At 70.6% G+C, this 16,419-nt stretch carries 17 protein-coding genes and 1 pseudogene; 9 read left to right on the top strand and 9 right to left on the bottom strand.

All coding sequences use genetic code 11. From position 1 onward, the window contains the following. The first annotated feature begins 6 nt into the window (after nt 1-6). Nucleotides 7-1,489, top strand: a pseudogene (locus R4Z62_RS13010) (MFS transporter). Here the strand turns inward: R4Z62_RS13010 and R4Z62_RS13005 are convergent. Together R4Z62_RS13005 and R4Z62_RS13000 are read right to left on the bottom strand one after the other, a co-directional pair. Beyond that, nucleotides 1,471-1,899 carry a large conductance mechanosensitive channel protein MscL gene (locus R4Z62_RS13005; RefSeq protein ID WP_491519885.1) on the bottom strand — a complete coding sequence of 143 codons (429 nt, stop codon included), beginning with the start codon at nt 1,897-1,899 and terminating at the stop codon, nt 1,471-1,473. The pseudogene R4Z62_RS13010 and the gene R4Z62_RS13005 overlap by 19 nt on opposite strands. Nucleotides 1,900-2,045: 146 nt before the next feature. After that, complete coding sequence (locus tag R4Z62_RS13000) at nt 2,046-3,242, bottom strand: class I SAM-dependent methyltransferase (RefSeq protein WP_491519884.1); 1,197 nt, start codon at nt 3,240-3,242, stop codon at nt 2,046-2,048. Between the two features lie 90 nt (nt 3,243-3,332). Here R4Z62_RS13000 and R4Z62_RS12995 point away from each other — a divergent pair, with 90 nt between their 5' ends. The 4 genes from R4Z62_RS12995 to groL all read left to right on the top strand — a co-directional run bounded on the left by R4Z62_RS12995 (nt 3,333) and on the right by groL (nt 7,448). After that, nucleotides 3,333-4,274: a polysaccharide deacetylase family protein gene (locus R4Z62_RS12995; protein WP_491519883.1), complete on the top strand. Its 942-nt coding sequence runs from the start codon at nt 3,333-3,335 to the stop codon at nt 4,272-4,274. Further along, nucleotides 4,271-5,104, top strand: a complete 834-nt coding sequence (locus R4Z62_RS12990) for a polysaccharide deacetylase family protein (RefSeq protein WP_491519882.1) — start codon at nt 4,271-4,273, stop codon at nt 5,102-5,104. Before R4Z62_RS12995 ends, R4Z62_RS12990 begins: the two co-directional genes overlap by 4 nt. A gap of 292 nt (nt 5,105-5,396) precedes the next feature. Further along, complete coding sequence (groES, locus tag R4Z62_RS12985) at nt 5,397-5,705, top strand: co-chaperone GroES (RefSeq protein WP_009190181.1); 309 nt, start codon at nt 5,397-5,399, stop codon at nt 5,703-5,705. Between the two features lie 117 nt (nt 5,706-5,822). Then, complete coding sequence (gene groL / locus R4Z62_RS12980) at nt 5,823-7,448, top strand: chaperonin GroEL (RefSeq protein WP_491519881.1); 1,626 nt, start codon at nt 5,823-5,825, stop codon at nt 7,446-7,448. Nucleotides 7,449-7,565: 117 nt separating this feature from the next. On the opposite strand, the gene R4Z62_RS12975 is transcribed toward groL, so the two are convergent. The 3 genes from R4Z62_RS12975 to R4Z62_RS12965 all read right to left on the bottom strand — a co-directional run bounded on the left by R4Z62_RS12975 (nt 7,566) and on the right by R4Z62_RS12965 (nt 10,466). Further along, the gene (locus R4Z62_RS12975; protein ID WP_491519880.1) at nt 7,566-7,832 is read right to left on the bottom strand and encodes an ATP-binding protein; all 267 of its coding nucleotides are present in this window, start codon (nt 7,830-7,832) and stop codon (nt 7,566-7,568) included. 139 nt (nt 7,833-7,971) lie between these two features. Then, entirely contained in the window at nt 7,972-9,774 is a 1,803-nt protein-coding gene (locus tag R4Z62_RS12970) for a reverse transcriptase/maturase family protein (RefSeq protein WP_491519879.1), read from the bottom strand. A 524-nt stretch (nt 9,775-10,298) separates the two neighbouring features. Further along, nucleotides 10,299-10,466, bottom strand: coding sequence for a hypothetical protein (locus R4Z62_RS12965; protein WP_382848327.1), 168 nt, complete (start codon nt 10,464-10,466; stop codon nt 10,299-10,301). Between the two features lie 287 nt (nt 10,467-10,753). On the opposite strand from R4Z62_RS12965, the gene R4Z62_RS12960 reads away from it, so the two are divergent. The 3 genes from R4Z62_RS12960 to R4Z62_RS12950 all read left to right on the top strand — a co-directional run bounded on the left by R4Z62_RS12960 (nt 10,754) and on the right by R4Z62_RS12950 (nt 12,236). Beyond that, nucleotides 10,754-11,599: a helix-turn-helix domain-containing protein gene (locus R4Z62_RS12960; protein ID WP_491519878.1), complete on the top strand. Its 846-nt coding sequence runs from the start codon at nt 10,754-10,756 to the stop codon at nt 11,597-11,599. Beyond that, a complete protein-coding gene (locus R4Z62_RS12955) occupies nt 11,596-11,802 on the top strand; it encodes a DUF397 domain-containing protein (protein ID WP_389469067.1) in 207 nt (68 codons plus the stop codon). Before R4Z62_RS12960 ends, R4Z62_RS12955 begins: the two co-directional genes overlap by 4 nt. Before the next feature lie 212 nt (nt 11,803-12,014). Continuing rightward, nucleotides 12,015-12,236, top strand: coding sequence for a hypothetical protein (locus R4Z62_RS12950; RefSeq protein WP_018564863.1), 222 nt, complete (start codon nt 12,015-12,017; stop codon nt 12,234-12,236). Between the two features lie 51 nt (nt 12,237-12,287). On the opposite strand, the gene R4Z62_RS12945 is transcribed toward R4Z62_RS12950, so the two are convergent. From R4Z62_RS12945 to R4Z62_RS12935, 3 genes are all read right to left on the bottom strand, one after another. Beyond that, nucleotides 12,288-12,995, bottom strand: coding sequence for an ester cyclase (locus R4Z62_RS12945; protein WP_389597542.1), 708 nt, complete (start codon nt 12,993-12,995; stop codon nt 12,288-12,290). Between the two features lie 134 nt (nt 12,996-13,129). Then, nucleotides 13,130-13,903 carry an SDR family NAD(P)-dependent oxidoreductase gene (locus tag R4Z62_RS12940; RefSeq protein ID WP_491519877.1) on the bottom strand — a complete coding sequence of 258 codons (774 nt, stop codon included), beginning with the start codon at nt 13,901-13,903 and terminating at the stop codon, nt 13,130-13,132. A gap of 96 nt (nt 13,904-13,999) precedes the next feature. Beyond that, nucleotides 14,000-14,701, bottom strand: coding sequence for an MOSC domain-containing protein (locus R4Z62_RS12935; RefSeq protein ID WP_355476229.1), 702 nt, complete (start codon nt 14,699-14,701; stop codon nt 14,000-14,002). 79 nt (nt 14,702-14,780) lie between these two features. Between R4Z62_RS12935 and R4Z62_RS12930 the strand changes: the two genes are divergently transcribed. Continuing rightward, on the top strand, nt 14,781-15,677 hold the full coding sequence (locus R4Z62_RS12930) for a LysR family transcriptional regulator (RefSeq protein WP_064534709.1): 897 nt from the start codon (nt 14,781-14,783) through the stop codon (nt 15,675-15,677). A 95-nt stretch (nt 15,678-15,772) separates the two neighbouring features. Here R4Z62_RS12930 and R4Z62_RS12925 read toward each other — a convergent pair whose 3' ends face one another. Then, nucleotides 15,773-16,102, bottom strand: coding sequence for a WhiB family transcriptional regulator (locus tag R4Z62_RS12925; RefSeq protein ID WP_064534711.1), 330 nt, complete (start codon nt 16,100-16,102; stop codon nt 15,773-15,775). Nucleotides 16,103-16,419 lie beyond the last annotated feature (317 nt).

Genomic DNA, 16,419 nt, shown 5'->3' with positions numbered 1-16,419 from the left:
ATCGGCATGGTGAACTCCCAGACGCGCCACACCCCTTCCGCGGCCTCTCCCTGGCTGCTGCCGGTGCTGCTCACCGTGCAGTTCCTGGTCTCCCTCGACATGTCCGTCGTCAATGTCGCGCTGCCCGGCATGGGGCGGGGTCTGCACTTCGGCCCCGGCTCGCTGACCTGGGTCGTCAACGCCTACGCCCTGACCTTCGGCGGCCTGCTGATGTTCGGCGGGCGGCTCGCCGACGTGGTGGGGCGGCGCCGGGTGCTCGTGGCCGGCTTCGTCGTCTTCGGCGCGGCGAGCCTGGCCGGCGGGCTCGCCCAGTCGCCCGGCGCGCTGATCGCCGCCCGCGCCGCGCAGGGCGTGGGCGCCGCTGCGCTGGCCCCGGTCGGCCTCGCCCTGCTCACCGTGAGCTGCCCGCCGGGCCCCGCCCGCTCCCGCGCCCTCGGCCTGTGGGGCGCCGCGGGCGCGGTCGGCGGCGCGGTGGGCGTGCTGGCCGGCGGCCGGCGGACTGCTCACCGACTGGTTCGGCTGGCGCGCGGTGATGCTGGTCAACGTGCCCTTCGTGGTGGCCGTCCTGGCGGTCACCGGCCGCGCCGTACCCGCCGACACGCCCGCCGCCGCGCGGCGGGCCCCGCGCCCCCGCCTCGACCTCACCGGTGCCCTGCTGGTCACGGCCGGGACCGTGCTGCTCGTCCTCGGCCTGGTCAGGACCGAGACGTACGGCTGGGCGTCCTGGCGCACGGCCGCCGTGCTGGGCGCGGCGGCGGTGCTGCTCGCCGCGTTCGTGGTGACCGAGGCGCGCACCGCCGCCCCGCTGCTGCGGCTCGGGCTGCTCGGCACCGGTCCGGTGCTGGCGGCGAACGTCTTCGGGCTGCTGATGTCGGCGGGCCAGTTCGCCGCCTTCTACTTCACCTCGCTCTACCTCCAGCAGGTCCTCGGCTACGGCCCGACCGCCACCGGCTCGGCCTTCCTGCCGTTCTGCGCGGGCGTGGTCGTGGGCTCGGCGCTGGCGGCCCGCGCCATCGGCCGCTACGGGCCCCGGGTGCTGCTGACGGCGGGCGGGCTGCTGGGCGCGGCCGGGCTCGCCTGGTTCGCGGCGGCGGCCGCGGTGGACGGCGGCTTCACGGGCTCGGTGCTCGGCCCGTCGGCCGTGGCCAGCGTGGGCATCGGGCTGTGCTTCGTGCCGCTGGGCACCGCGGCCACCGGGTCCGTCGCCGCCGGGGAGGCGGGCATGGCCTCCGGGCTGCTCAACAGCTCACGGCAGGTCGGCGGCGCGGTGGGGCTCGCCGTCCTCGGCACGGTCGCCGCGCACGCCTCGGGGACGGCGCCGGACGGCGCCGCCCTGGTGCACGGCTTCTCGGCGGCGTACTGGACGGCGGCCGGGCTGCTCGCGGCGGGGGCGCTGGCGGCGGCGGTGCTGTACGGGCGCGGCGGCCGGGCCGGGGACGGCGCGGCGCCCGCCGCCGACACGGCGCCCGCTCAGGCGGCCGCGGGCTGATCCGTACCGCAGTAGCGGCACTTGGTGGCGGCCCCGGGCAGATCCTCCGACAGGCACGCCGGGCACGTCTTGGCGGGCCCCGGGTCGCCGAAGACCTTGACGCCCCGGCGGGCCTGGACGTGCTTGTACGGGACGACGATCAGGAAGTACACGACCGCCATGAAGATGATGAAGTAGATCAGCGCCGAGATGAACGCGCCGAGGTCCAGATAGGTCGCCTTGTTGCCGGTACGGCCGAGCTGCCAGCCGAGGCCGGGCGAGGAGTTGCCCTGCGCGCGGGCGATGATCGGGTTGATCACGAAGTCGGTGAACGCCTTGATCAGCGTGCTGAAGGCCAGCGCCACGATCAGGCCGACGGCCACGACCACGACATCGCCGCGCATCAGGAAGTTCTTGAAACCCCGCAGCATGGTTGGTCCTCGCTTCCCGGCGGACCGCGCGCACCGGCGGCACCCGCCGTGCCGCCCGCCGCGACCAGTCTCCGGGCGCGCGGGCGGCGCCCGCACCCCGGGCGCCGCCGATCGGGGGAGCGGGGCGCCCGCCGGGTGCCGGTGCGTCAGGGGCGGCCCGCCGGGTGGCCGAGAAGCATCGTGGGGGCGCCCGCCACCCGGGTGAGGAAGACGGTCGCCGTGTTCCGGCCGCACGGCCTGGGCAGCGCCTTGCGGCGCAGCTCCTCCGGTTCGACGGCCGAGCCGCGCTTCTTCACGGTCAGCGCGCCCACCTCGCGCTCGCGCAGCAGCGCCTTCAGCTTCTTGACGTTGAAGGGCAGCCGGTCGGTGATCTCGTACGCGGTGGCGTACGGGGTGGGCCGCAGCGCGTCGGAGGTGACGTAGGCGATGGTCTCGTCGATCAGGCCGCCGTCGAGTCCGGCGGCGGCCTCGGCGACCAGGTGGGAGCGGATGACGGCACCGTCCGGTTCGTACAGGTAGCGGCCCACCGGCCGCACCGGCGGGTCGGGCAGGCCCCGGCCGCGCAGCGTGTGCGGTCCCGGCAGCAGGGTCGCGCGCACCAGGCCCGGCTCGGTGCCGAACCACAGCACCGCCTCCTTCACGTCCCCGCCGTCGGAGATCCACTCGGCCTCGGCCTGCGGCGGCACCGCCTCGTGCGGGATGCCGGGCGCGACCTTCAGCGCGGCGCGCGGGGCCTTCAGCGCCGCCCCCACGGCCCAGGAGAGCGAGGGCGAGTAGCTCTCCGGGTCGAAGATCCGGCCCCGGCCGCCGCGCCGCGCGGGATCGACGAACACCGCGTCGTACGCGGACGTGTCGACCTCCGTCACATCCGCCTCGCGGACCTCGATCAGCCCGGCGAGCCCCAGCGCCTCGGCGTTCGCGCGGGCCACCGCCGCCGTCACCGGGTCCCGGTCCACGGCGAGGACCCGGATCCCGGCGCGGGCCAGGGCGATCGCGTCGCCGCCGATGCCGCAGCACAGGTCCGCGAGCGAGGTCACGCCCAGCTCCGCGAGCCGCGCCGCGCGGTGGGGGGCCACGCTCGCCCGGGTGGACTGCTCGACCCCGTTCGGGGTGAAGAACATCCGGTCCGCGTCGTCGGCGCCGAACTTCGCGGCCGCCCGCTGCCGCAGCCGGGCCTGTCCGAGCGCGGCCGACACCAGGGCGGCGGGGTGGTCGCGGCGCAGCCGGGTGGCGACGGCGAGTTCGTCGGCGGGCGCGGTGCCGCGCACCTCCTCCAGGAGGGCGCGGCCCTCGTCGGTGAGCAGCGCGGCGAAGGAGTCGGGCGGGGCGAGTGGGTCGGTCACCGGTTCATTGTCGGCCAGTCGGTGGACGGTGCGCGGCCGGCCGCGGTGTCGCCGCGGCTCAGGGGCGGCGGGCTGGGAGGATCCGGCGCCATGACCGTAGTAGTACAAAATGACAAAAAACGTCTCCTGGGTGCCCTGCGGCGCCGGGCGGCCCTGCACGCCGGACTCGGCGCCCTCGCCGTCGCCGCCCTCGTCTCCGGCTGCGCCGGACAGGACAGCACGGCGGTACGGCCCGCCCCCGGCCAGCAGCGCCTCCAGGCGCCCCCCGCCCGCGCCCTCGACTCCTACGCCTCCCGGCTCGCGACCTCCGCCGCGGCCCGCACCGCCGCCGCCAAGCGCTGGGGCCTGAGCCAGGCCCCGCTGCTGCCCCCGCCGCCCCCGGCCGTCAAGCCGAAGATCCACGCCCGCGCCGGCTTCGAGGTGGACCACCAGGAGGACTGGGACCTGCCCCCGGTCTTCACCACCGTCCCCACCAAGGACAAGGTCCTCTTCCTCACCATCGACGACGGCGCCGAGAAGGACCCCGCCTTCCTGCGCATGATGAGCGAGCTGAAGGTCCCCTACACGGCCTTCCTCAGCAACTACCTCGTCCAGGACGACTACGGCTACTTCCGCAAGGCGCAGGCGCAGGGCAACACCCTCAACAACCACACCCTGCACCACCCGTACCTGCCGGGCCTGTCCTACGACGAGCAGAAGCACGAGATCTGCGACATGCAGGACATCATGCAGAAGCAGTTCGGCAAGCGCCCCCGGATGCTCCGCCCGCCCTACGGCAACTACAACCAGGACACCCTGCGCGCCGCCAAGTCCTGCGGCATCCGCTACGCGCCGATCTGGAACGAGGAGGTCTACGTCGACCACTGGGAGTTCCGCGAGGACGACAAGCGGCTGCGCCCCGGCGACATCGTGCTCACCCACTTCCGCGGGCGCGACGAGTGGGACGGCACCATGGCCGACGACATGCGCCGCTTCCTGAACTACGCGACGGCCGAGGGGTACGCGGTGGCCCGGCTGGAGGACTACCTGTGAGACCGCGGCCCCGGCCGCGGCGCACGGCCGCGGGCCTGCTCGCGGCCGTGCTGCTGCTGGCCGGCTGCGCCTCGTCCGTCGACCCGATCCAGCGCCTGGGCCGCAAGGCCGCGCAGCGGGTCGCCTCGCCGGACGCGGCCTCCGACCGGCAGCCGTACCGCCGCTGGGGCCTCACGGCCCCGCTGCCCGCGCCGCCGCGCCCGCCCGCCCGGCCGACTCCCGCCACCGCCCGCCCCGCCGGGCCGCCGCCGGTGGTCGACCACGTCGGCACTCCCGACCGGGTCGTCTTCCTCACCTACGACGACGGCGCCGAGCGCGACGCGCGCTTCGTCGACATGGTCCGCGAACTGCGCCTGCCCGTCAGCATGTTCCTCACCGACAGCATCGCCGGACCCGGCTACGGCCACTTCGCGCGCCTGCGGTCGGCCGGTGCGGCACTGGAGAACCACACCCTGGAGCACCCCGCCCTGCGCGGTCTGCCCCGCACCGGCCAGCGCGCCGAGATCTGCGGCCAGCGGGACAAGCTGCACGCCCGCTTCGGCGTCCGCTCCCGGCTGTTCCGGCCGCCCTACGGCTCCTACGACGCCACCACCCGGCGCGCCGCCGCCGACTGCGGGGTGTCCGCGATCGTCCTGTGGCGCGCCTCGCTGACGGAGACCGGCCTCCGCTTCACCCACGGGCGGCACGCCCTGCGCCCCGGCGACATCCTGCTGGTCACCTCGGACGACGACGACCTCGACGGGCCGACCCTGCGCGAGCGCACCACCCGTCTGCTGCGCGAGATCCAGCGGGACCGGCTGACGGTGGCGAGGCTCCAGGACTACCTGTGACCACCCGCGGCGGCCTCCGACCACCTCTGACCGCCTCCGACCACCTTCGGCTGCCTGTGACCGCCGGTGGACGAATGCCCTTCGCGGGAGGCGTCCCGGACCGACGCGCCACGAGGCAATTGGCACTCCGCTTGACCGAGTGCTAATCGCGGTCATAGTCTCGGCTCTGGCACTCCCCACCGGAGAGTGCCAACAACGCGACGGGCAGGTCCGGCACCCGCGACGACGGATCGACCTGGTCGCCACCTCAGACAGTTAACCCCGTGAGATCTCCGAAGGGGGAGGTCGGATCGTGACGACCGCCAGCTCCAAGGTTGCCATCAAGCCGCTCGAGGACCGCATTGTGGTCCAGCCGCTCGACGCCGAGCAGACCACGGCCTCTGGCCTGGTCATCCCGGACACCGCGAAGGAGAAGCCCCAGGAGGGCGTCGTCCTCGCCGTGGGTCCGGGCCGCTTCGAGGACGGCAACCGTCTTCCGCTCGACGTCAAGGTCGGCGACGTCGTGCTCTACAGCAAGTACGGCGGCACCGAGGTGAAGTACAACAACGAGGAGTACCTCGTTCTCTCGGCTCGCGACGTCCTCGCGATCATCGAGAAGTAAGTCACCTCAGCACTCCTGCTGTGAACTGCGCCCCTGGCCCCCGCGATCGATGAGAAGCCGGGCGCCCGGGGCGCAGTGTGTTCTTCACCCAAGATTTCCGAGAGGGCTCCCGCTGCCATGGCGAAGATCCTGAAGTTCGACGAGGACGCCCGTCGCGCCCTTGAGCGCGGCGTCAACAAGCTTGCCGACACGGTGAAGGTGACGATCGGCCCCAAGGGCCGCAACGTCGTCATCGACAAGAAGTTCGGCGCCCCGACCATCACCAACGACGGCGTCACCATCGCCCGCGAGGTCGAGATCGAGGACCCGTACGAGAACCTCGGTGCCCAGCTGGTGAAGGAGGTGGCGACCAAGACCAACGACATCGCGGGTGACGGCACCACCACCGCCACCGTGCTCGCCCAGGCGCTCGTGCGCGAGGGCCTGAAGAACGTCGCGGCCGGTGCCTCCCCGGCGCTGCTGAAGAAGGGCATCGACGCCGCGGTCAAGGCCGTCTCGGACGACCTGCTCGCCTCGGCCCGCCCGATCGACGAGAAGTCCGACATCGCCGCCGTGGCCGCGCTGTCCGCCCAGGACCAGCAGGTCGGCGAGCTGATCGCCGAGGCGATGGACAAGGTCGGCAAGGACGGTGTCATCACCGTCGAGGAGTCCAACACCTTCGGTCTGGAGCTGGACTTCACCGAGGGCATGGCCTTCGACAAGGGCTACCTGTCCCCGTACTTCGTCACCGACCAGGAGCGTATGGAGGCCGTCCTCGACGACCCGTACATCCTGATCAACCAGGGCAAGATCTCCTCCATCGCGGACCTGCTCCCGCTGCTGGAGAAGATCATCCAGGCGAATGCCTCCAAGCCCCTGCTGATCATCGCCGAGGACGTCGAGGGCGAGGCCCTGTCGACCCTGGTGGTCAACAAGATCCGCGGCACCTTCAACGCCGTCGCGGTGAAGGCCCCCGGCTTCGGTGACCGCCGCAAGGCGATGCTCCAGGACATGGCCGTCCTCACCGGCGCCACCGTCATCTCCGAGGAGGTCGGCCTCAAGCTCGACCAGGTCGGTCTCGACGTGCTCGGCTCCGCCCGCCGCATCACCGTCACCAAGGACGACACCACCATCGTCGACGGTGCCGGCAAGAAGGACGAGGTCGAGGGCCGCATCGCGCAGATCAAGGCCGAGATCGAGTCCACCGACTCCGACTGGGACCGCGAGAAGCTCCAGGAGCGCCTCGCGAAGCTGGCCGGCGGCGTGTGCGTGATCAAGGTCGGCGCCGCCACCGAGGTGGAGCTGAAGGAGAAGAAGCACCGTCTGGAGGACGCCATCTCCGCGACCCGCGCCGCGGTCGAGGAGGGCATCGTCTCCGGTGGTGGCTCCGCCCTGGTGCACGCCGTGAAGGTCCTGGAGGGCAACCTCGACAAGACCGGCGACGAGGCCACCGGTGTCTCGGTCGTCCGCCGCGCCGCCGTCGAGCCGCTGCGCTGGATCGCGGAGAACGCCGGCCTGGAGGGCTACGTCATCGTCTCCAAGGTCGCCGAGCTGGAGAAGGGCAGCGGCTACAACGCCGCCACCGGTGAGTACGGCGACCTGGTCAAGGCCGGCGTCATCGACCCGGTCAAGGTCACCCGCTCCGCCCTGGAGAACGCCGCCTCCATCGCCTCCCTCCTGCTGACGACCGAGACCCTGGTCGTCGAGAAGAAGGAAGAGGAAGAGCCGGCCGCAGCGGGCCACGGCCACGGCCACTCCCACTGATCGCTCCGCTGGACCGACGGCGCCCAGTCCCCTGCGGGGGGCTGGGCGCCGTCGTCTCTGTGGCTTGCCGGATTGCCCCTGGTCCACGTGCGGGGACGGCTGCCGCTGAATCCGCGGTCACTGCCCCTCGACGGCTGGGGCGGCCACGACGGCCCACACGCCCTTGCCCGGCGCGCCGGGACGCGGGGCCACACCCCACTCCTTGGCGAGGGCCGCGACCAGGACCAGTCCCCGCCCGCCGTCCGCCTCAGCCGCCGGGTCCCCGTCCGTGCACGCCTCCCGCACGACGGGCAGCCGCTCGCCCCGGGTGTCGTCCACCTCGATCCTGACCCGGTCCTCGCCGTCCCGCCGGGACAGACGCAGCTCGGCGTCCCGGCCCTGCACCCGGCCGTGAGTGAGTACCGGTAGGCCACAGGCGAGGTGGCTGCCGCGGCAGCTCCTTTTCCTGTGGCCCCCGGCCCGAACCCGCCGTGCACCTTTCGGTGCAGCGGGCTCTCCAGCGATTACTGCATCCTGGGCCCGGTTATGCGTGGATGTTTTCATGGCAGGGCGGACAGACCACCAGGGTTCTGCGTCGCTTCTTGACCATTATCTGCATCCACGGAGGCTGCTCCTTCCGCGCCTGGAGCTCTGCAAGGTGGCGAACTTGGTGGACTTGCACGGCTGTTCGCTTGTTGCAGAGTTCGCACCGTCCTTTGCGGAGCCGGTCGATGAGCTGGCTTCCGCGCGGGCGGCTGCGGGGAGTGAATTGAGTAGGCGGAAGGTCGTCAATGACGGCTTTCCGCTGCCGGATCAGGGGAATACCACCGAACCGTGCGATCAGCGGTTTCCTGCCCTCACGTTTGATCCTGGCCTCAAAACATCTGCGTGGTCCGACGGGTGTCCGGATGGTTGTTTTGTACTTGTTGGCCATCGCGGTCACCCGTGACCGATGCCTGGCGGCCAGGGTCTTGAGCATGGAGGTCAGCATGACCCCCTTGAGCCGGTCGAGTTTCCAGACATCGCCGGCCAGCAGGTAGTACTGAACGATGCCCCGGTACTGCGCTCCGTAAATGCCGATGATGTCGAAGGGTGTGCAACTCGTCAGCGGGAGCAGGTGTGTGGGTTTGCCACGGTGGAGGAACGGGGCGCATTTGGCCTTGATCACACCTTTGGGTACGCGGAGTTGGATCTTCCCGTTGATGGAGCGGAGACCGCGATTGATGCGGCCGCCCCTGGAGACCTTTTCATCTGCGTGCTGGACGGTGATCTCGTAGCCGAGGAAGCGGGCCGCTTGGGTGCGGCCATGGGTGATCAGCGTTTTGCCCTGGTTGAGTTCCAGCTTGAGGTCGTCGCGGAGGAATGCGGCCAGGCGCTGTTTGATCGTCTCGGCTTCGGCCTTGGGTCCGATGAACCCGAGGAGATGATCGTCCGCGTAGCGGATGTAGCGTAGCCGCCGGTAGCCGGGATCATGCGGATCACCGACCGGATGGTGGCGCAACTCCTTTCGCCATTGGCGGACTTGAGCGGACTCGGTATTCTCCTTCCTGTAGGCGAGTCGCTTCCGGGCAGTGCCGATTGCGTTCTCCAGCTCCTTATAGGCCGGATTCTTGCGGCGAGCTGCTCCTCGGGTGAATTCCGGGATGAGAACTGTCTCGACGAATGTGTCCAACCGGTCCATGTAGATGTTGGACAGGAGTGGGGAGAGCACACCGCCTTGCGGGGAGCCCGACAGGGTGGCGTGCCATCTCCAGTCCTCCAGGTATCCCGCCTTCAGCATCTGTCGGATGAGGCGGAGGAACCGGTTATCGTGGATCTTCTCCGATAGAATGGCCAGCAGAATCTCATGATCCAGCGAGCCGAAGCAGTCGGAGATGTCTCCTTCGATGAACCAGGTTGTCCCGGTCCAGTTGTATGTCACTTCGGACAGTGCCGTGTGACAGCCCCGGCCGGGGCGGAAACCGTGAGAGCGGCTGGAGAAACGCGGCTCGTAATACGTTTCCAGAAGAAGGCGTATCACTTCACCGACGAGTTTGTCCGACCAGGACGGCAGGCCGAGCGGGCGCGTCTTTCCGTTGGATTTCGGAATGTGGACGCGCCGCACCGGGCGGAAGCGATAGCGCTCATGACGCATGGCTTCGATGATGTGTCCGATCTTGGCTTCGGACATGCCGTCAGCGGTTTCCCCGCAGACTCCGGGTGTCATCGCGCCGTGGTTGGCGTAGATGCGCCCGTAGGCCAGTAGATACAGGCTTGGATTGAACAACTGTCGATACAGTTCATCACACGGCAGGCTTCGCCTGCCGCGTTCACGCAGGACATCAAGCACCGTTTCGGCGTTCTGCATTACGCATACCTCCCAGCATCGTGATGTCCGAATCACCTGGCCCCCTTCGCCCTGTGGACGGCTTTCCCGTCCTCCTTGGCAGGTCGTTACTCCTACGACTACTACGGGGCCTCCGTCACCTTGAGGCTCGCGCCTTTTAGGTGATCCCATGTTCGTCTCTGTTGTACGTGTCTAGCGCGAGTTAGGCGCCCCACTCATCCCCTTGAATTCCCTCACTGGGAATCATTCCGCGACCCGAAGGGTGCGATGGATACGCAGTTACTCCACCGCAGGGTGCGGCGCCGGTGTCACGTGTGGCTTTCCGGCGGATGCAGTCCATTTCATCCTTTGGAGATTGGAGTTCAGGCAGTACAGCTTTCGCCATATCGCGCGGGTCCCTCAGTGCCTCGCTTCCACACGTGAACACGAGCACTGATTTCCTGGCATGCTGCTGTCCCCTTCACCTTTCGGTTCCAAGTAAGCCATCAGACCCAGAAACCTCCCTTCAGTTCCTCCCGGTTGAACCGGGGATACAACAGAGCGCCTCATGGCGCACCGGCGTTGGCGGCCAGCTCGGCGACGATCAGCTCGACGGTGTCGTGCACCGGTGTGCCGTACGGCCAGCCCCAGGCGTCCATCTGCTGAGAGGCGAGCCGCCGGGCCAGCCGGGCACCACGGGGTGTGGCGGTGAAACGGAGGGCGAAGGTGGTCATGACCCCTGAGCTTTCCGCCTCCAACACCCCTCTGACCAGCCACGACGCCCCTACAGCCACCCGCTGTGAGGCCGGTCCGGCCCCCTGTCGGGGTTGTCGCCCCCGTGGACCGTCGGTGCGGATTCCGGCACGGGATGCTCCGGAGTGCGGGAACGGGCATGCTGGGTGAAGAAAGCTCGTGGCGGAAGACCTTCACTCCCTGGAGTCAACTTCTCCTGTTCCCCACCCCGTTGACGTGGGCAAGTCCTACCCTTCGGCTACGCACAGCAGCCGAAGGGGGCGAGCGGATGGACACCGGCGCGGACTCGGGCACGGGCACGGAGGAAGCCGAGGAACCTGGCGGGAACTTCCTGCGCTGCTTCGGCCGCCAGATCAAGCTGCTGCGCGAGGCCCGCGCGCTCACCCAGGCGCGGCTGGGGGATCTGGTGGGCTACGGCGAGGCCCAGATCGCCGCCGTCGAGCAGGGGCGCCGCATCCCCAAGCCGGACCTGATCGACGCGCTGGACCGGGCGTTGGACGCGGGAGGGGTGCTGGTCGCCATGAAGGGAGAGGTGGCGAAGGCCAGGTATCCGTCGTTCTTCCGCCGGTACGTGCAGCTTGAGGCCGAGGCTGTGGAACTGCACGCCTATATCAACCACGTGGTCAAGGGCCTGTTGCAGACGGAGGAGTACGCGCGGGCGGTCTTCCGGATGTGGCGGCCGTTGCTGGACGAGGGGGACATCGAGCAGGGCGTGGCAGCGCGCATGGAGCGGCAGCAACTGTTCGGCCGACGGCCCGCCCCTCTTCTGAGCTTCGTCATCGACGAGCATGTGCTGCGGCGGCCTCTGGGCGGCCCGGGAATCCTGCGTGGGCAGCTCGAACAGCTGTTGCTCTACGGTCACCAGCGGAACGTCGAGATGCAGATCATGCCGATGGGCCGGGACGAGCATGCCGGTCTCGCGGGGCCCTTCACATTGATCCACTCGAAGAATCAGCGCAGGATGGCCTACATGGAAGTACAGGACGCGAGCGCCCTGTACACAGAGGCGAAGAAGGTCAACCCGCTCGAAGCTACGTACGGAGTTCTCCGAGCACAGGCGCTGACTCCACGCGAGTCGCTGGCCTTCATCGAGAAGCTGTTGGGAGAGCTATGAAGAAGGGCAGCCCCACGCCTGCCGTCGCGAGACTGCGATGGTTCAAGAGCAGCTACAGCGCGGGGAACGGCGGTGACTGTGTCGAGGTCGCGGACGCCGGTGCCGTCGTGCTGGTCCGTGACTCCAAGTGGCCCGAGGAAGCGTTTCTGTCCGTGGGTTCCGGCCAGTGGGCCGCGTTCGTGGGGATGACGGCGCGCGGTTGACGTAGGCGCAGGCGCAAGGATTCGCGTCGGATGCCCGGTCCCCTTCGAGGGGGCCGGGCATCCGGCGTCGTGCGGGCGTCGCGGCGATCGAATTCCCGTGCGCATTGGTCTGGACCTATGTGCGCGGGCATGGCTAGGCTGCGAACGCATCACGCCATCTCTGCTGAAAACCGACTGCATGTCACCATGCCTTCGCAGATGAGGAGTTGTCCGTGAAAAGACGCATCGCCCTGGCTGCCGCGACCCTCGCCGCAGCGGTCGCCCTCCCCCTCACCGCCACCACCTCCGCCCAGGCCAGCGCCTGGCACTTCCAGGGCGCCTACCCGAGCGCCGCCGCCTGCGACGAGGCCGGCAAGGCGGGTGTGCTCCTGTGGGGGCCGCTCTTCGTGTGCAGCCCCGGCGGACAGGGCTGGTACAACCTCTACGTCCACTGACGCTCCCGGGGGCGGCCGGGTGCCGGGGGGCCGGCCGCCCCGCCCGGGGGCTCAGTGCTCCAGCTCGTCCAGCGCGCCCAACTGCTGCATCAGACCCAGGTGGTCGCGCTGCCACCAGAGTTCGGCGAAGGTGCCGTGCGGGCCGCGGCGGAAGACGGTCGTGCCGGTCATGGCGACCCGCCGGCCCGTGGGCGCGATCCCCAGGAACTCCCCGCGGTGGACGGCGTCCCACCGCCAGCGGGCGCAGGCGCGCTCGCCCTGGGTCAGCACGTCCTCGACGGTGAAGACGGCGTCGAAGGCGTCGCGCCACATCCGGCACTCGCGCCGGATCGCGTCCAGGCCGATGGTGTCCTGCGGATTGACCGGATCATGGCTGTGGCAGTCCTCGTCGACCAGGTCGTTGAGCGGGGACAGCGCACCGGCGGCCGTCAGCGTCCCGAAGAACCGGCGCACCGCCGACTCGGAGAACTGCTCGTCCCGTACGACCTCCAGGTCGGTGAAGACCGGCAGCTCGTCGCAGAGCGCGACCATGCGGCGGAAGATCTCGTCCGTCTCCGGCAGGTTCGAGGTGCGCATCGCCTCCTCGTACGAGGGGAACTCCACCAGTTCCACCACGTGGGCGCCGTCCGAGCGGTCCCTGCCGACCAGCGCGTGCGTGGCGGACCGCTGTCCGCCGGTCCGCTCGGCCCAGGTGTCCAGCAGCCGGTCCAGCTCGTCCCACCGGCTCGTCCTGCACTCGATGAGCTGTACGAAGGTCATGACGCCGCCGCCTTCCGGCCGCCCGGCCCCGTCGCGCCCGGGGCTTCCACGGGCCGGGTTCCCGCCGGGGCGGCGCCGTCACGTCCGTGCGCCGACCGCTTCCGCCGCCGGGGCGGCCCGCGTACGGTCCGTGCTCACTGCGGTCCGTACTTGCGGCCCGTCTTCGAGGTCACCCCGCCCAGCAGACCGCGCGGGGTGACCTTGACCAGGCCCATCAGCGCCTTGTAGCGGGGGTCGGGGACCGAGACGGTCCGGCCGCGGGCCAGATCCGCCAGCGCCGCCGCGACCAGCTTGTCCGCGTCCAGCCACATCCAGCCGGGGATGTTGTCCGTGCCCATGCCGGCCCGCTGGTGGAACTCGGTGCGCACGAAGCCGGGGCACAGCGCCATCAGCCGTACGCCGCTGCCGGCCAGGTCCCGCGCCGCGCCCTGGGTGAACTGCACGACCCACGCCTTGGACGCCCCGTAGGTGCCGCGCGGCACGAACGCCGCCACCGAGGCCACGTTCACCACGCCGCCCCGGCCGCGCTCGCGCATCGCCGCGGTCGCCGCCGACGTCAGCCGCAGCACCGCCTCGATGTGCACCTTGAGCATCCTCAGCTCGTCGGCCATCGGCACGTCGAGAAAGCGGCCCTTGTTGCCGAAGCCGGCGTTGTTGACCAGCAGGTCGACCGGGTTCTTCCGGTCGCCCAGCCGGGCCGCGACCGTCTCGATGCCCTCATCGGACGCCAGGTCGGCCGGCAGCACCTCGGCCTCGATGCCGTGCCGGTCGTGCAGCTCGGTCGCCTGCTCCGTCAGCCGCTCGGTGTCCCGCGCCACCAGGACGAGGTTGTGCCCGTCCGCCGCCAGCCGCCGCGCGAACGCGGCGCCGATGCCCGCGGTCGATCCCGTAATCAGAGCCGTTGTCATGGCGAAAGGTTAGTGGTCCGGAGTGCGCGTCCCCGATCCCCACACAGGGCCCGCCGATCGGTGGAGGAGCGGTGCGCCGGCACCGGACGGGACCCGTCAGCCCGCCGTGTCCGCCGTGTCCGTCGCGTACCTGTCCGCGTACCGGCGCGCCGAGGCCAGGGACTCCGGGTGCAGCGCCGCACCGGCCGCCAGCAGCCGCGGCAGCAGGGCGCGCTCGGTGGTGCTCGCCCGGAACTGGAGCGCCACGGTCACGTCGTGGTCCGGGCGGTGCACGATCCGCACGGGGTCGCCGCGCCGGATCTCACCGGGTTCGAGCACCCGCAGATAGGCGCCCGGCGCGCCCTTCTGCGTGAACCTGCGCACCCAGCCCTTCTCGCCCAGATGGCCCTGGAAGGTCCGGCACGGGATGCGCCCGGAGGTGACCTCCAGCAGCACCGAGGGGCCGTCCGGCGCGCCGATGCGCCAGCGCTCCCCGATCAGCGCGCCCGACACGTCGACGCCCGCGGTCGTCAGGTTCTCGCCGAACGACCCGTCCGGCAGCGCCCGGCCCAGCTCGCGCTCCCAGTCGTCCAGGTCCTCGCGCGCCATCGCGTACACGGCCTGGTCGTCGCCGCCGTGGTGCCGCGTGTCGCACACCGTGTCCCCGGTCAGTCCGCTCGCGCCGACGCCCTTGGGACCGGGCGCGGCCACCCGCACCGCGTGGTCCACCGGACGCTTGTCGATGCCGGTGACCCCGGCCGGCTGATCGGTGTACGGCACGGGCACGGCACGGCCCAGATTGACGGAGAGAAGCTTCATGCGCCGACGGTAAGCGACCGCGGTCAAAGTGTCGACGCGTTTTTCGACGGTATGCCCAAGGTTGCCTTATGCTCGAAGGGTGATCGAGGCCCGCCATCTGCGCGTCCTGCGCGCCGTCGCCGCCAGCGGATCCTTCTCCGCCGCGGCCCGCGAACTGGGCTGCACCCAGCCCGCCGTCAGCCAGCAGATGAAGGCCCTGGAGGGCTCGGCCGGCACCCCGCTGCTGGTGCGCACCGGCCGCGAGATGCGGCTCACCGAGGCCGGCGAGGCGCTGGTGCGGCACGCCGGGGGCATCCTCGCCGGGCTCACCGCGGCCGAGGAGGAGGTCGCCGCCATCGCCGGGCTGCGCGCGGGCCGGGTCCGCCTGGTCTCCTTCCCCAGCGGCAGCTCCACCCTGGTCCCGACCGCCCTCGCCGCGCTGCGCGCCGCCCACCCCGGCACCCGGGTCTCCCTGGAGGAGGCCGAACCGCCCCGCTCGGTCGAGCTGCTGCGCGCGGGCGACTGCGACGTGGCGCTCGCCTTCCGCTACGAGGGCGCCGCGGGCGCGGAGGAATGGGACGACCTGGTCGTACGGCCGCTGCTGACCGACCGGCTCGTGGGCCTGGTGCCCGAGCGGCACCCGCTGGCCGGCGCGGGATCCGTGGGCATCGCCGAACTCGCCGGCGAGCCGTGGATCGCGGGCTGCCCACGCTGCCGCGGCCAGCTCGTCGAGGTGTGCGCGGACGCCGGCTTCACCCCGCGCATCGACTTCGCCACGGACGACTACCCGGCCGTGGCGGGGCTGGTCGGCGCGGGTCTGGGCGTGGCCGTCCTGCCCCAGCTCGCCATCGACTCCGTACGGCCCCGCGGGGCGCGCACGGTGGCGCTGGAACCGGCGGTGCGCCGGGAGATCGTCGCCCTCACGCTGCCCGACCTGGCCCAGGTCCCGGCGGTGGCGGCCACGCTGGACGAACTGGTGCGCGCCGGGGCCGGATGACACCGCGGCCGGCACCCCGGCGGGCGGGCACGCGTGTGCGCGCGTGCCCGTGCCGTCATCCATAGGTGCAGGAAGATGTAAGAAGAAACGTTCCTTCAGGTGTTCGAAGCGGCATCGCCGCTCGATGACGAGGCCGTCACCAGGCGGTTGCGTGCGCGCCCCATCAGCTCTTCGCGCTCGTCCTCGGTCAGGCCGCCCCACACTCCGTACGGTTCGCGCACCGCCAGGGCGTGTGCCGCGCACTCCGCGCGGACCGGGCACCTCATGCAGACCTCCTTGGCCGAGTTCTCTCGAGCGCTCCGAGCCGCCCCGCGCTCGCCCTCGGGATGGAAGAAGAGCGAGCTGTCCACTCCGCGGCAGGCAGCCAGCAGCTGCCAGTCCCACAGGTCCGCATTCGGTCCGGGAAGGCGGGAGAAATCTGCCATTGCGTGACCCCTTGTAGCCGTTCGGTGGCGGATACGGTGCCAACGACCGTACATCCCCGGTCTAAGGAGATGAAAATATGACTCATTGCGAATCTAGCGCCAGACACCTAGAAACGGGAAGAAAAGGGGCCGAATGGGGCATCCGTTGTGATGAAAAGTTGAGGGTATGACGTCTGTGTCTGCACTGTGTCCGCTCCCTCACGTAGAGTGCCGAAAACGGCGTACGGCCCCGTAACTCTTTCGAGTGACCGTCGTTGAGAGTGCGGAGGCGGTTGAAAACACAAGTGCTCGGACAGGCGTCCGAGACGGTCGACCGC

The organism is Streptomyces sp. PL-25 (assembly GCF_058344915.1).
This window is presented reverse-complemented; position numbering and strand designations above follow the sequence as displayed.